The sequence below is a fragment of the Pseudoneobacillus rhizolycopersici genome (genome assembly GCF_054786815.1).
On record NZ_JBTOOE010000013.1, the window covers coordinates 83,591 to 98,479 of the forward strand.

Consider the following 14,889-nt stretch of genomic DNA (forward strand, 5'->3'; position numbering starts at 1 on the left):
GTCATTAAGATGAAGATAAAAATTGGGGCAATTGGCGCTGCCGATTCATTACAAATTATTACAGAGGTGGCAGAAGCGGATCCACGAATCGAGTTGGTCGGCTTTGAATACACGAGCTATGATGAACTATTGACCATCATTGGAAAGAACCGCTATAAGGTTGACCAATGGATCTTTTCTGGCCAAACCCCATATTATTATGCTCTTGATCACGACTTAATCACCCCTGAAGAGGCAAGTTTTCCGCCATTGCATGGAATTAGCTTTCTCGGAACCTATCTTCATGCTATCGAAGATCAAGGGCGGTTTCTGCAAAAACTAAGTTTAGATACGGTTTGTGAGGAAACGCTTCAGCTTGTTTTAGAAGAATTTTCGATTGAAAATATTGCCATCAAATTGAATCCTTATACGTATTACAAGCCGCACGAAGAACTGATTGAATTTCATGTTTCTCATTTTGAAAAAGGCGAAACCGAAGTTGCCCTAACTTGCTTACTATCGGTCTATCTGGCTCTAAAGGAAAAAGGAATTCCGTGTTATCGGTTAGTACCGTCGAAGTTAGCGGTTAAGACGGTGCTTAACCTACTAGTAAGCCGTGCCAATACACAAGCCTATGAAAAATCCAAGGTAGCCATTTTAGGGATTGAAGTCTGTGAACAAAATCAAGGTAATACCTTTTATGAAAATCATAAAAGGCGCCTGGAATTGGAACTGGAGCTAGTGGAGCTGGCTAAAAGATGTAATGGCACCATAGTAGAGGAAAAAAATGGTCGCTATTACATTTACACGACCTATGGTGATTTTGAATTATTATTAGGAAATCAGGAACTAGTTCAGCTGATTCGCGGCATTGAAGTCTCCTCGGAACTGCGGATCAATGTCGGCATCGGTTCCGGATATACGGTAATGGAGGCAAAAAATCATTCCAATATGGCCTGCGAACAAGGGAAGCTGCACCAAGGTTCGCAAATTTTGTATGTAAACGAGCAAAAGAAATTAATCGACTACTCCGTCGGAGAAGACTCGATGGAATACCGAAACCTACCGGAGTTTTGGCGAGAGGTATTAGAGGAGAACGATTACGCCTCTTATATCCCAGCTAAAATATACAACTACGTCCAATTAAAACGGATTGGCCCATTCGGCAGCGAGCTCATTACCAACTTGTTGAAAAACACCGACCGAAATACAAGGCGTATTTTAACCGACTTGGAAAAAATGGGCCTAGTGGAAGTAATCGGTGAAGAAGCCTCCGGTAAACGCGGCCGCCCTAAGAAAATTTATCAAATCGTTGCAAATCGACATTAAAAGGATAATTTTCCGGTTATTTTGGTATAGAGATTGCCTCTCTATACCATTTTTTGCTTAAAATCGTATCATTTTAGTATAGAGACGATGACTGGCATTATCCTTTGACAGTTTGGTTGGGTGGTTAGGGCGTGGACAATACAAAAAATGAAGAAATTTCATAAAAACTGTTGAGGAAAGCGTTTCGAGTGACTATAAATACTAAAAATTGCGTTTTTGATCGTAAAATGAAGGATAATTTGTTGTTTTTGGGTTGGGTTAGTAAAGGATCAGCTATATTTTACGAAAAATCATGAAAACGAAAAATTTTTATGTCCAACTTTTGTAAGATATGCCCAACTTTTGTACACTTATTTCCAACTTTTGAAATATATGCCCAACTTTTGAGCACTTATTTCCAACTTTTAAAATAAATGCCCAACTTCTTTGACATATGCCCAACTTTCACCATATATGCCCAACTTTTTCCTCTAAGTAGGAGTTTATCTTCCTCAGGCAAAAAATTAAGCAGGGGAATTTTTTGCCTTGTCCCTTTGCTCGAAATTTTTTATACAGTGAGATATAGTATATAAGGAAAACATACAAAGTTAGGGGCAATCAGGATGGATATGACTAATAACGATATACTAGTACGTTTACGATATGCATTAGATTTGAAAAACACCGAAATGGTCGATATTTTTAAGCTTGGCGGCTACGAAGTCAGCTTAGATGAAGTGTTAAAAATGCTAGTCAAATCGAAAGAGAGCAGCGACCTTCCCGAGGATGAAGAAGAAGAAAACTACATAAAATGCAATCATTTCATGCTGGAATCGTTTTTAAATGGCTTGATTACTTTTAAAAGAGGCAAGCAAGAAGCGAAGCCAGGCCAGGATGATAAACCGGCAATGACCTTAACGGATAATCGACATGTAAATAATGTCTTGCTAAAGAAAGTGAAGATTGCACTAGCGTTGACTAGCGAGGACATGCTTGATATTTTCCAAATGGCCGGAATCCACGTCACCAAAGGAGAGCTTGGTGCCTTGCTTCGAAAAGAAGGCCATAAAAACTATATGGAGTGCGGCGATAAATTCGCTCGAAACTTCTTGAAGGGCTTAGCGCTGAAATATCGGGGATAGTTGCCAGATACAAAAAATAGTCACTAAAGCTAGGTGACTATTTTTTTATTGCACAAAAAACACATTGACGAACATGTGTTCTTCGTTTTATAATCCAATTATGGGTAATAATGGTTCTGGTTGCGGATTACTCAAATTTTAGAAGTGGACAAAGGAGATGTTTCATGATGACATTGCGTATGTCACCGTATTTAGTGATGAATGGAAATGCAAAAGAAGCGGTTTTATTTTATGAAAAAGCTTTAGGTGCCCAAGTTTTATTTAGTCAAACGTTTGGAGAAATGCCGGAAAATCCCGAGTATCCTCTACCTGAAGAGGCTAAAGAACTTGTATCACACGCAATGTTAAAAGTCGGCGAAACAGACCTTATGTTTTCCGATAATTTCCCAGGTCAATCTAGCCAAAGTGGTGATCAAGTGACCATCTGTATCTCATCCAATGATGTTGAAAAATCAACACAAATTTTCGAAGCATTGAAAGATGGCGGTCAGGTGAAAATGCCACTACAAGAAACATTCTTTAGCCCAGCATACGCTGTTGTAACCGACAAATTTGGTGTAACCTTCCAAATTTATACCGAGGGACAACAATCATAATATCGAAGTGTTTGCCGCTATTGAATCATTTTGATAGCGGCTTGTTGTGTTTTTAGCATGATTATTATTTTAAGTAGACCCCCGCCAGATGTCATGCATAGGATGATAAGGAAATAGAACCAAGAGAGGGGAAAACGTATGTACCATAAACCATCATCCTACCCATACCAATGGCATCAGCCACCTCAGCAAAATTATCACCATTTAAATTCCTATTATTATCCAACACCATCCTGGAATGATCAAAGAACTCAGCCTTATGCCTTTAGTCGAGTCACTGATTTTGGACCAAATCCATTTGTCATCAATATTGATGTGGCAACGAAGCAAAACAACTATTTTCGAACCGCTTTATGGACTGGAAAACACTTACAGATTACCTTGATGAGCATCAATGTTGGTGAAAGCATCGGTCTTGAAGTTCATCCAACGACTGACCAATTCCTCCGCATTGAACAGGGCCAAGGGCTAGTCCAAATGGGCAGAAGTAAGGACCGATTAGATATACAAGCTAGGGTCAAAGCTGACAGTATAATCGTCGTACCTGCAGGAGTCTGGCATAATGTGACAAATACAGGCAACGAACCGTTAAAACTCTACTCAATCTATGCACCACCGCAGCACCCTCATGGAACCATTCATGAAACCAAAGCAATTGCCATGAAAGCGGAAGGAGAACACCAGGACTAGAAAGTTATTTAAGACAAAGGGGCATCATTGTCCCCGTATATACATGGTTGACCCAAACTTCCATCTAACATCCAAAGTTAGGTGTTTTTTTTTATGTTATAAAATTCTATTAAAATATAATTTTCAGAAACTATATTGACATAAGATAAAACGAGTATTATATTTATGAAATGAAATTAATATTTATACAAACAGAAGAACAAGAAACGTATATAGGGGGATTTTATTCGTGAAGAAATGGTTAATGATGTTTTGCTCCATTCTATTAGTCTTTGCTCTAACTGCTTGTGGGAAAGAGGAATCAACCACAACAGCCAAAAAGTCGTCTGAACCATTAAAAGTGACCTTACCAACATGGACAGGCTATGGTCCGTTATTTTTAGCAAAAGAAAAAGGGTTTTTCAAGGAAAATGGCATTGATGTCGAATTATCCATTGTCGAAGGATTGGGTGAACGCAAACAAGCATTAGCAAGTGGCAAAATCGATGGTATGGCAACAGCGCTTGATGTTCAAGTGACATTAGCTGCAGCGGATATCCCGGTCAAAGTGGTCTGGCTGTTGGATGATTCGTTTGGCGGGGACGGAATTCTTGTCAAAAATGGTATCAACGATGTAAAAGACTTAAAAGGTAAGACAATGGCTTTTGAAGTGGGGTCCACTAGTCATATGCTTGCAATCACGGCCCTAAACCAAGGAGGCTTAACGGAAAAAGACGTTGAAGTGATCCCAATGTCTGCGGGGGATGCAGGTGCGGCGTTTGCTGCAGGTAAAGTTGACGCGGCTGTCACTTGGGAGCCTTGGTTATCAAAAGGGGCTGAAGCGAACGGCAAAGTGTTACTGACAACGAAAGATTTACCTGGAATTATTGTTGATACGGTCGCCTTTAAAGAGGATGTTATTAAAAATCGCCCAGAGGATATCAAAGCATTTGTTAAAGCGATGGGCGAAGCAATGGACTTTTGGAAAAACAACAAAGAAGAAGCCGATGAAATCATGGCAAAAGGTCTAAAAATTGATGTAAACGAATTTGTGGCAACGGAAGAAGGTCTGAAGTTTTATACGATAGAAGATAACAAGCAATTATTCGGAACAGAAAGCAATAAGGGTACGGTTTACCAAGCAACTGAAAATGCTATTCAGTTTTACAAAGAGCAAAAGATCATTACCAAGGATCTAAAAGCAAAGGATGTTATTCATCTAAGCTTCGAGTAATAAGCTGCGGTTTCTAACTACTAAATAGAGCCTAACCTATGAGTCTTTCATAAGTTAGGCTCTTTTAAAAGATTGGATGAGTGGAATGCTAGCAAAATTATTGACACCTAACAAAGAAATTTCCAAGAAACTTTATACCTCGGCAGGCTTGATTACCTTTTTGATTTTTATAGCGATTTGGTCGCTACTAAGCTACGGCGGAATCGTCAATCCGTTGTTTTTACCAACACCAACGGCCGTTTTAAAAACCGCGGTCGACCAATTATTCCATGGTGAGCTTCTTTCGGATATTGGCATTAGTTTTACAAGAGTATTGGTTGGCTTTCTTGTCGCTGCTGCAATCGGTATCCCATTAGGTATTTTGATGGGTTCATTAAAACTAATCGAAGGGGCGTTTGAGCCAATCATTGGCTTCATCCGTTACATGCCGGCATCTGCGTTTATTCCCTTATTAATTCTCTGGATAGGACTCGGCGAAGCGGAAAAAATGAGCGTTATTTTCCTGGGGACCTTCTTCCAGCTTACCCTTATGATTATGGATGTGACGAAAAACGTCCAAAATGAGCTCGTTGAAGTATCGTACACATTAGGCGCGAATAGACTTCAAGTTTTTACAAAAGTGATCTTACCAGCATCCCTGCCGGGTATTGTTGATACGTTGCGCATCACCTTTGGTTGGGCGTGGACGTATTTAGTTGTTGCTGAAATTGTCGGGGCTTCCAAAGGTTTAGGTTATATGATCATGCAAGCGTCACGCTTTTTGCAGCCTGATAAAATCATTGTCGGGATCATTACGATTGGTCTACTCGGACTGTTCACCGACATTATTTTTAAAGCAATTTACCGCGCTTCGTTTTCATGGATGAGAAAGGATGGACGTTAAGATGGCGACACCGAAATTAGAAATTAAAGATGTTGGTAAAGTTTTCAAAACAAAAAGCGGTGAAACGACTGCCCTCGAAAAAACATCCTTTTCCATTAATGAAGGAGAGTTTGTTACAATTTTAGGTCCATCAGGCTGTGGAAAATCAACCGTTCTCCGAATTGTTGCAGGGCTAGAAGAAGCAACATCCGGCCAAGTGTTGCTAGATGGAGAAGTTGTTAAGGGGCCAGGGCCGGATCGTGGCATGGTGTTTCAATCCTATACCCTTTATCCGTGGCTGACCGTCAAGGAAAACATTACGTTTGGATTAAAATTAAAAGGGTCAACAGCGAAAGAAAGAGACGATGTAGCGCGTCATTACCTCCAGTTAATCGGTTTGGAAGGTTTCGAAAACCATCACCCGATTCAATTATCAGGTGGAATGAAACAAAGGGTGGCCATCGCTCGCGCCTTAGCCAACGATCCGAAAATCCTGTTAATGGATGAACCGTTTGGTGCACTAGACGCGCAAACAAGAAACATTATGCAGGAAGTGCTGTTAAAGGCTTGGGAGGAGTCGAAAAAGACGATTCTTTTTATCACACATGATGTCGATGAATCGATTTTCTTAGCTGATTCCGTTTATGTGATGACGGCCAGACCAGGACGTTTAAAGAAAAAAATTCCGATTGCCTTGGAACGACCAAGAGATTTTAGTGTCAAAGGGACAGTGGAATTTGCTAAGTACAAAGAGGAATTGTTATCGTTAATCCGAGATGAAAGTTTAAAATCGATCTAAATGAAAGGGACGTTGTGAATGAAGGTGGAAGCTTATTTTCCTGATCACATAAAAGCAGCTCTAAAGAATGATCCGCCAGGCGCATGGATGCCTAATTTACCAGCTAGTTGCATTCGCTTGAGCTCAGGCTATCCAGATCCATCACTCATTCCATCTGCTGATATAAAGTTGGCAGTAGCGAGGTTATTGGTTGAGGAACAGGATTTACCGCTTCATTATCTTGGAAGTCCTCGTATCGACGAATTGAAGCAGCAGATTTTGTGTAGGATGACTGAGCGAGGAATGGCCGTCACCGATTCCGAACTTATGGTTACCTCTGGTGCTTGCCAAGCCATTGATTTAATCGCGCGAATTTTCTTGGATGATCAAGCGGTTGTCGCCGTTGAAGCCCCAACCTATATGGAAGCTTTAGAAATTTTTCAAAACTACACGAAACAAATCATTAGTATTCCCATTGATGGCGATGGGCTACAGACTGATTTGTTGGAAGCGGTGTTGGCTGAACGAAAACAAGCTGGCCTTGAGTTACCGCGATTTCTTTATACGATTCCAACCTACCAAAATCCAACGGGAACAACTCTGTCAATGGAACGTCGGAAACATTTATTGCAACTAGCAGAGGATTATGATTTCTTCCTATTAGAGGATGACGCCTACGGGGAATTATCATTCGGCGATGGACCGGCTCCAGTCCCATTAAAGGCGCTTGATCAGGCAGGGAGGGTTTTATATGTTGGATCCTTGTCCAAAGTAGTCGCGCCGGGAATGCGGATTGGATGGATAGCGGGTACCGTTGAATATATTTCCGCCTTATCCTGGTTTAAAAAGGATCTTGACCATCCGTTTGCCCAAAGCACCATGGCGACTTATTTAGAGACGGTCAATATGGAAGAAAGGCTTAATTTGTTGAAAAAGATGTATTTCGAGAAGTGCTCAACTTTAGTGCAATCGCTAAAGCAGGTTTTTCCCGAAGATGTTTCGTGGTATGTCCCTGAAGGTGGTTATTTCGTTTGGGTCCGGATTCCAGGAGTGGATACGTCGAAATTATTATCCGATGCTCTGGCAGTAGGAGTTTCCTTTGTACCTGGAAAGTATTTTTTCTATGACCAAACCGAAGGAACCGAATATTTACGGCTATCGTTTAGCTATGCAGACGAGCGGGATATTGTGAAGGGGGTTCAAACTTTGGCGAGGTTAGTTGGGGAACATAGATAGGTAATGAAAGCCTAGTTCTCAACGACAGTTGGGTTTAATAAAAAGTTAGTTTTGTCGTAGAGAGTGACTCTCTACGACAGTTTTGTTAAATAAAAGTTGTTCTAGTAATACTCCGCTTCGAATCAATGCTTCATTATGGCTATTTCATCCCCACAAAAACCTCATACTCACCGACCATGATTTTCTCTGATTGCTGTAAATTTTCAAAGTGAATGGAATTTAGCAATATGCCTTTTTGAACAACCTCATCAAATTTTCGTACGATGGTCAAAAACTCCTCTGCTCCATCGACAAATAATTCTATTCGCTTTTCAACAGGAAGATTTCGCTGTTTACGTAAATCTTGAACCGTCCGAACAAAGTCTCTGACAAGACCCTCATGAACTAACTCCTCAGATAAATGAGTATCTAGAATGACGGTGAAATTTCGATTGGAAGCTTCGGAAAAACCAGCCAATCTTGCAGTCTTTTGAACTAGCACATCTTCACCCGTTAATACTATATCCTCACCATTTGTTAAGCTAAATGTCAGCTTGCCATTTGTTAAAAATAAATTTGTCTCTTCTAAAGTGACCCCAAGCATCCGATTGTTTACTTCTTTCACCAGATTCCCCAACCGCGGACCAGCAACCTTGAAGTTTAATTTCAATTGATGCTCGATAAATTCATTCGAAGAATCCGCCCATTCCAACTCTTTGATATTGAGTTCGTCTTTCATAACATCTTCAAAGGAAGCAAGAGCTCCCGCGGCCAGCCCGTTTGAAATGACGATCATTTTAGCAAGCGGCTGTTTAGTCTTCAGTTGCTTGGCATGGCGGATGCTACGTCCCAACTCGACAATTTCTAAAACGGCTCCCATTTGTTCCTCAAGCTCAATCTGAACCCACTCTTCATTCGCTTTTGGATAATCGGCCAAATGAACACTTTCACCCGTTAAGGAATAATAGATTTCTTCCGTCGTAAATGGAATAAACGGGGCGAGCAATTTACAAGTATCTAGCAGCAAACGATAAAGGGTTTGGAAAGCTGCCAGCTTATCCGCGGACATTCCCTCACTCCAGAATCGATGCCGATTTCGCCGGATATACCAATTGCTTACTTCATCCACGAGACTACCAGCCAATCTGGCCGCGTTGGTGAGTTGATACTGATCCATTTCTTGTTTCATTTGGCCAGTAACCGTCGCCAATCTCGAAAGGATCCATCGATCCATTACCGAAAATTCATCAGAGTTGTGTGTACGAGGGTCAAATGAATCAATTCCTGCGTAAAGTTGGTAAAAGCTAAACACACTTGACAAAGTATCAACGATTTTTGATTTGGCTTCCTGCACGTTCCGTTTCGAAAATCGCTTTTGGTTCCAGGGAGCACTGTCTTCTACTAGCGCCCAGCGTAAGGCATCAGCTCCATAGACTCTCATCAACTCAACAGGGTCTAACGCATTTCCTTTACTTTTCGACATTTTCTGTCCATGTTCGTCTAAAACATGTCCGGTTGCTAAGACATTTTTATAAGGAGCTTTACCGGTATAAAGCAAAGAAACCGCAAGCAGGGAGTAAAACCATCCCCTTGTTTGATCGATTCCCTCTACGACGACATCTGCAGGAAATTGTTGCTCAAAAAGCTCGCCATTTTCGAACGGAGTATGGTACTGGGCGAAAGGCATTGAACCACTATCGAACCAAACATCGATGACTTCAGATGTTCGGTGCATCGTGCCGCCGCAAGCAGAACACTCGAACGTCAGCTGGTCAACATATGGTTTATGGAGCTCGACCGTTTCGAATGGCTCCTTTGCATTCCGCCGCAGCTCATCGATACTTTTTGGCGACGCTTCTTTTTTACAAGAATGACAAACCCACACATTTAACGGCGTACCCCAATAGCGATTGCGGCTGATATTCCAATCGACAAGCCCCTCAAGGAAATGGCCGAAGCGACCATTTTTAATATGGTCAGGATACCAGTTGACCTCTTGGTTCTTCGCGATAAATTCATCCTTAATTGCCGTCGTCTTGATGAACCAGCTATCCGTCGCGTAATAAAGTAATGGAGTGTCACAGCGCCAGCAATGCGGATAAGAATGTTCGTATTTTTCTTTATGAAAAAGTAGCCCTTTTTCATGGAGTAATTTCACGATGGCGACGTCACTTTCCTTAACCGCTTGACCGGCGAGTGGGGTGACCACATCGGTGTATCTTCCTTTTTCATCAACGACATTGACGAAGCTAAGATTGTTTTCGTGAATGACTCGATAATCATCTTCACCGTAAGCGGGAGCGATATGGACGATTCCTGTTCCGCTGTCCTCAGTGACAAAATCGGCCTTAATGATGATGTGACCTTTTTGGACTTTGACAAAACCAAACGGAGGCTCATAGGATAACCCTACTAACGCTTTTCCTTTCACGGTTTCGAGGATTTCATCGTACTCTCTGATGACATCACTAACTCTGGACGCCGCGACAATAAAGACTTCCGCGCCAACTCTAACCCTTGCATAATCCAACGCTTCATGGACCGCAAGCGCGACATTGGCTGGCAGTGTCCATGGGGTCGTTGTCCAGCCCAGTATATACTCATTTTCATTCAGCTTAAATTTCACCGTTGCAGAGAGATCCTTAACATCCTTATATCCTTGGGCAACCTCATGTGAGCTCAAGGATGTTTGGCAACTAGGGCAGTAAGGTGAAACGCGATGCCCTTTATAAAGCCAGCCGTTTTCATGAATCGTCCCTAGAATATGCCAAACCGATTCAATATAATCATTGCTCATCGTCATATACGGTTGATCCATGTCGACCCAGTAACCTAGCTCTTCGGTGAATTCGCGCCACTGCTTTTCATAGGAGAACACGCTCTCCTTGCATTTTTCGATAAAAGCTTCGACACCATAAGCCTCAATTTCTTGCTTACCAGAAATGCCGAGTGCTTTTTCGACGCCTAGTTCCACTGGCAAGCCATGTGTATCCCAACCGGCCTTACGGAGAACCTGTTTTCCCTGCATCGTTTGATAACGGGCAATCACATCCTTAATTGTTCTGCCAAGTGCATGCCCGACATGGGGTAGACCATTGGCAGTTGGCGGTCCCTCATAGAAAACAAAGCTTTCCTTGCCAGCCCGGTTCGTGATGGATTTTTGAAAAATTTGTTCCTGTTTCCAGTATTGTAGTACTTGATTTTCTTTTGTGGATTGATTTAAATTCCCAATGTTGTTCCCTCCTAATGATTGATAAAAAATAAAAAACACCCGTCCCCAAAAAAGGGACGAGTGTATTACCCGCGTTACCACCCAAATTCTGCTGCATAAGCAACAGCACTTCGCCAACGTACTATCATACGCGTTCCTCAATAACGGTGGACAACCGTCAAGACTTACTAGTACGTTTCAGTCTTGCATCTCAGAGATGATGTTTCCGTTTGGTTATCCTCACTGGCTCCCACCATACCCAGCTCGCTAATAGAGTCTTCGCGCAAACGTACTCTTTCTCTTCATAGATTTATTAATTTGGAATAATTTGTTTGTTAATAATAGCACTTTCAGTTAAAAATAACAAGCCGGAAATTGTGGAAATTTTTCGCATGATTCGACAATCGATCTACTATATGAAATCAAATCTGGTGAGGAGTAGAACTGTTTTGCTTATAAAAGGGCAGATTTTTGTTTCCCGGCGAAAAGTGCGCGGGATTTTTAGTTTATTAGGTAAATTTTTCCCTAAAGTTGGTCATTTTGAATACTTAGTTCGGCATTTGGAGTAGACATAATCACTTTACAAAATTATATTTACCTTTTTGAATAGGATATTTACCATTTTTAATTGGATATTTACCTATTTTAGATAGATATTTACCTCAATTACGATTATATTTACCATTTTCACATTTTCGCCATAAATTCGATTAGATTTGGACTAAAAATTGGACTCAAAAGCAATAAAGAGATCTCAAAAAAAATATTTTAAACTCTTTTGAGGAGAAATCAAACTTTTTTGACCAGATATCAAACTTTTTTAGGGATATATCAAACGATTTTCAGGTTATATCAAACTTTTTCACAACTCTGTCACAATTGGGACTATGGGACAAAAAGCGCCACCCTATTTTATGTGATAAAAGGAAGTTGGGCTCCATGAACGAGCCCCATTGACTCAAATGTTGAAATGTATAGATAGTATTATAACAACAATAATATAACCTTAATCGCTAATTTTTTATTGTAAAACAATAAATAAAGTTATAAAATCAGTATAAAGTATATATTAGGGGAGGTTTAAATATGGACATTATGAAAAATATCGCTAACCCACATGAGCTGGAGAGAATGTTTAGAAATGACCCCATGGCTTTTAAAAAGTCATTCTCTCTTGCTTGGGAGCAAAATCCTAACTCTGAGGTTCTAGCTGTTTGGAATGAAAGACTACATTTTAAGGAGACTGTAAATACAGAAAAACCATCCTTACTTAAGAAGGATTTCTTATTTATGGGTATTTTAGCTATTCTAGCCGGGGGATGCACTCGAATCATTTTCCATTTTGTCGAACAGGAAGCAATTGCCCCCATAAACCTTGCTTTCGGGGTACTTCCCTTTATAGCAGCCTTTTTTGTATATAAAAATAAACCTAAAAAAACGGTCATATACACCGTGGCATTGTTGTTCCTAATCTCTGGATTTTATCTTAATATACTGCCATTAAATGATCGTGACAGTACAATCCTTGCGTATTTGCATCTTCCGATATTCTTATGGGGGGTGATAGGGTTTGCTTTTACCGGAAATGAATATACGAGAGGGAGCACAAGATTAGCCTATCTTAAGTTAAATATGGAATTTGGCATACTCTACGCATGCATGGCCGTTAGCGGAATGTTACTATTCTCATTAACCTTGCAGTTATTTCGTTTTGTCGGCTTGGATATAGCAGACTTCTATTTTAGAAATGTCGTTGTATTCGGTGCTGCCTCTCTGGCCATAGTGGCTATTTATCTGGTATCAATGAATCTAAAACTTGCTAAGAATATTACACCATATATTGCGAAAATTTTTAGTCCACTAGTTTTAGTCACATTGTTTGCCTATCTTATTACAGTTATTTGGGTCGGGAAAAATCCATTCTTGGACCGAAATTTCTTGATTGCCTTTAACGGAATACTCATTGGTGTGTTGGCCGTTACTATTTTTTCGATTACCGAAAGGAGCGCTGATGAGAAAAGGAGCATTTCCGATTATATCCATTTTGTCCTCATTGTTCTGGCTTTGATGATTGACAGTGTGGCTTTGTCAGCCATCGTATTCAGACTTTCTTCTTATGGGATTACGCCCAACAGACTTGCTATTCTAGGTGTAAACATACTGATCTGGGCAAATCTAATGAGGATTATGCTCTCCTACATGCGTTTTTTACAAAACAAAACCGGACCTTCGGCGATCCAGGATGCCGTTACAAAGTATTTGCCGGTCTACACACTTTGGGCAGCTTTCGTAACCTTTACTTTTCCATTGATTTTTAAATAGAAAGGCTCTGTTAATGTGATAGAGGAGATATATTAGTATAGTGAAATCTATTCAGATTAATAAATAACCAATTAAATTTCAAAACAGGTGCTATTCAACAAATAGTGCCTGTTTTTTAATTGAAAAGATAGTTCGTTGACTTAATGTCAACAATAATAAAATAGAAATGCATTTTTTTGTCAATTTCATTCCTACATACAGTTTTGATAGTGTTGACAAAAAGTCAACAGTTGTCTATATTTCTAAATAGCATAACCTACTAACTAGCTAGATAAGTATTTTCTTATCTAAGATCATTAATAAAAATAGGCTATGGTTCAGTGAAATAGATATAGTAAATCAAACATCAAGGAAAAACTTTTTTCAAAGCTGGTTTGGGGGGGGGATAGGATGACTCAAAAACGTATAATAAGCTTTGATTATTTATTGGTCATAGCGGTTATTTTTCTATGCCTATTTGGGCTTATCATGGTCTTTAGTGCTAGTTATCCTTTAGCCATGCTCAAAAATCATTCCCCCAGGTTCTTTTTTACAAAGCAAATACAATTTTTGGGGATAGGTTTAGTGCTTTTTTTCTTAACTTCTATGATTCGGCTTCACATTTACGGAAAGCTAAGTGCAATTTTTATCACTCTATCGATTTTTCTTTTAATTGCGGTTTTGATTCCAGGAATAGGAGCGGAACGAAATTATTCGCAAAGATGGCTGCAGATTGGCCCATTCATCGTTCAACCAACAGAGGCCGTTAAGTTAGCCATGACCATTTATTTTGCGTACATATATGCAAAAAAGCAGGAATATATTGAGCATTTTTGGAAGGGTGTTATGCCCCCGCTTCTCATTTTATCTATTGTTTTCTTACTAATTTTAAAACAGCCGGATTTAGGAACAGCGACTATCATTCTATTATCTTGCGGAATCATTTTATTTTGTTCCGGGATACAAAAGATTCATTTATTTTTGTTAGGAAGTATTGCATTAGGAGGAATTGTCTTTTTGGCACTGACTGCTCCTTATCGATTAGAAAGGCTTCTTTCGTTTCATGATCCATTTGCATCTCCTGATGGAAGCGGGTATCAATTAATTAATTCTTATTATGCTTTGTCTACAGGTGGATTATGGGGGAAAGGTTTAGGAAACAGTATTCAGAAGCTTGGTTACCTTCCTGAAGCTCATACTGATTTTATTATGTCTATTATTATTGAGGAGCTAGGAATAATAGGATTATTGATTGTCATTGGTACTTATTTTTTTATCATGTATCGGGGTTTACGTATTGCTTTGAGAGTGAAAGAAGCATTTCCAAAATTACTTGCCATTGGACTTACCTTTCAAATAATGATTCAAGCTGTGTTTAATTTAGGGGCTGTTTGCGGATTACTCCCAATAACAGGAGTGCCCCTGCCGTTTATTAGTTATGGAGGTTCTTCATTAATTATGCTATTAATATCTGCGGGAATTTTAGTTAATGTATCACGTAAACCTATGAGGAAAAGGAATAAAGATGTTGTTTTGAAGTTTAACAAGGTTCCATATTGATAAAAGAAAAGGAACTTTAGTTCTCCCAGTAGGT

11 protein-coding genes and 1 other annotated feature are annotated in these 14,889 nt (G+C 40.0%); of the genes, 10 read left to right on the forward strand and 1 reads right to left on the reverse strand.

Translation table 11 applies throughout. From position 1 onward, the window contains the following. The first annotated feature begins 9 nt into the window (after nucleotides 1–9). From ACX9YW_RS14205 to ACX9YW_RS14240, 8 genes are all read left to right on the forward strand, one after another. Nucleotides 10–1,308 (forward strand): hypothetical protein, encoded by a 1,299-nt coding sequence (locus ACX9YW_RS14205; RefSeq protein ID WP_460347465.1) that lies wholly within the window; start codon nucleotides 10–12, stop codon nucleotides 1,306–1,308. A gap of 602 nt (nucleotides 1,309–1,910) precedes the next feature. Beyond that, nucleotides 1,911–2,429: a YehS family protein gene (locus ACX9YW_RS14210; protein ID WP_460347467.1), complete on the forward strand. Its 519-nt coding sequence runs from the start codon at nucleotides 1,911–1,913 to the stop codon at nucleotides 2,427–2,429. A gap of 167 nt (nucleotides 2,430–2,596) precedes the next feature. Beyond that, a complete protein-coding gene (locus ACX9YW_RS14215; RefSeq protein WP_460347538.1) occupies nucleotides 2,597–3,025 on the forward strand; it encodes a VOC family protein in 429 nt (142 codons plus the stop codon). A gap of 138 nt (nucleotides 3,026–3,163) precedes the next feature. Further along, complete coding sequence (locus ACX9YW_RS14220; protein WP_460347469.1) at nucleotides 3,164–3,715, forward strand: cupin domain-containing protein; 552 nt, start codon at nucleotides 3,164–3,166, stop codon at nucleotides 3,713–3,715. Nucleotides 3,716–3,944: 229 nt separating this feature from the next. After that, nucleotides 3,945–4,928, forward strand: a complete 984-nt coding sequence (locus tag ACX9YW_RS14225) for an ABC transporter substrate-binding protein (RefSeq protein ID WP_460347473.1) — start codon at nucleotides 3,945–3,947, stop codon at nucleotides 4,926–4,928. 85 nt (nucleotides 4,929–5,013) lie between these two features. Next, nucleotides 5,014–5,811, forward strand: a complete 798-nt coding sequence (locus tag ACX9YW_RS14230; RefSeq protein WP_460347476.1) for an ABC transporter permease — start codon at nucleotides 5,014–5,016, stop codon at nucleotides 5,809–5,811. Next, nucleotides 5,801–6,589, forward strand: coding sequence for an ABC transporter ATP-binding protein (locus tag ACX9YW_RS14235; protein WP_460347478.1), 789 nt, complete (start codon nucleotides 5,801–5,803; stop codon nucleotides 6,587–6,589). The genes ACX9YW_RS14230 and ACX9YW_RS14235 overlap by 11 nt, the downstream gene beginning before the upstream one ends. Before the next feature lie 18 nt (nucleotides 6,590–6,607). Further along, complete coding sequence (locus tag ACX9YW_RS14240) at nucleotides 6,608–7,804, forward strand: aminotransferase-like domain-containing protein (RefSeq protein ID WP_460347480.1); 1,197 nt, start codon at nucleotides 6,608–6,610, stop codon at nucleotides 7,802–7,804. Nucleotides 7,805–7,943: 139 nt separating this feature from the next. Here ACX9YW_RS14240 and ileS read toward each other — a convergent pair whose 3' ends face one another. Further along, complete coding sequence (gene ileS, locus ACX9YW_RS14245; protein WP_460347540.1) at nucleotides 7,944–11,015, reverse strand: isoleucine--tRNA ligase; 3,072 nt, start codon at nucleotides 11,013–11,015, stop codon at nucleotides 7,944–7,946. A gap of 49 nt (nucleotides 11,016–11,064) precedes the next feature. Continuing rightward, nucleotides 11,065–11,309 (reverse strand) — a binding site (T-box leader). A gap of 771 nt (nucleotides 11,310–12,080) precedes the next feature. On the opposite strand from ileS, the gene ACX9YW_RS14250 reads away from it, so the two are divergent. Together ACX9YW_RS14250 and ftsW are read left to right on the forward strand one after the other, a co-directional pair. Beyond that, complete coding sequence (locus tag ACX9YW_RS14250; RefSeq protein ID WP_460347482.1) at nucleotides 12,081–13,316, forward strand: DUF4153 domain-containing protein; 1,236 nt, start codon at nucleotides 12,081–12,083, stop codon at nucleotides 13,314–13,316. A gap of 390 nt (nucleotides 13,317–13,706) precedes the next feature. Continuing rightward, the gene (gene ftsW / locus ACX9YW_RS14255; RefSeq protein ID WP_460347484.1) at nucleotides 13,707–14,855 is read left to right on the forward strand and encodes a putative lipid II flippase FtsW; all 1,149 of its coding nucleotides are present in this window, start codon (nucleotides 13,707–13,709) and stop codon (nucleotides 14,853–14,855) included. The last annotated feature ends 34 nt before the right edge of the window (nucleotides 14,856–14,889 follow it).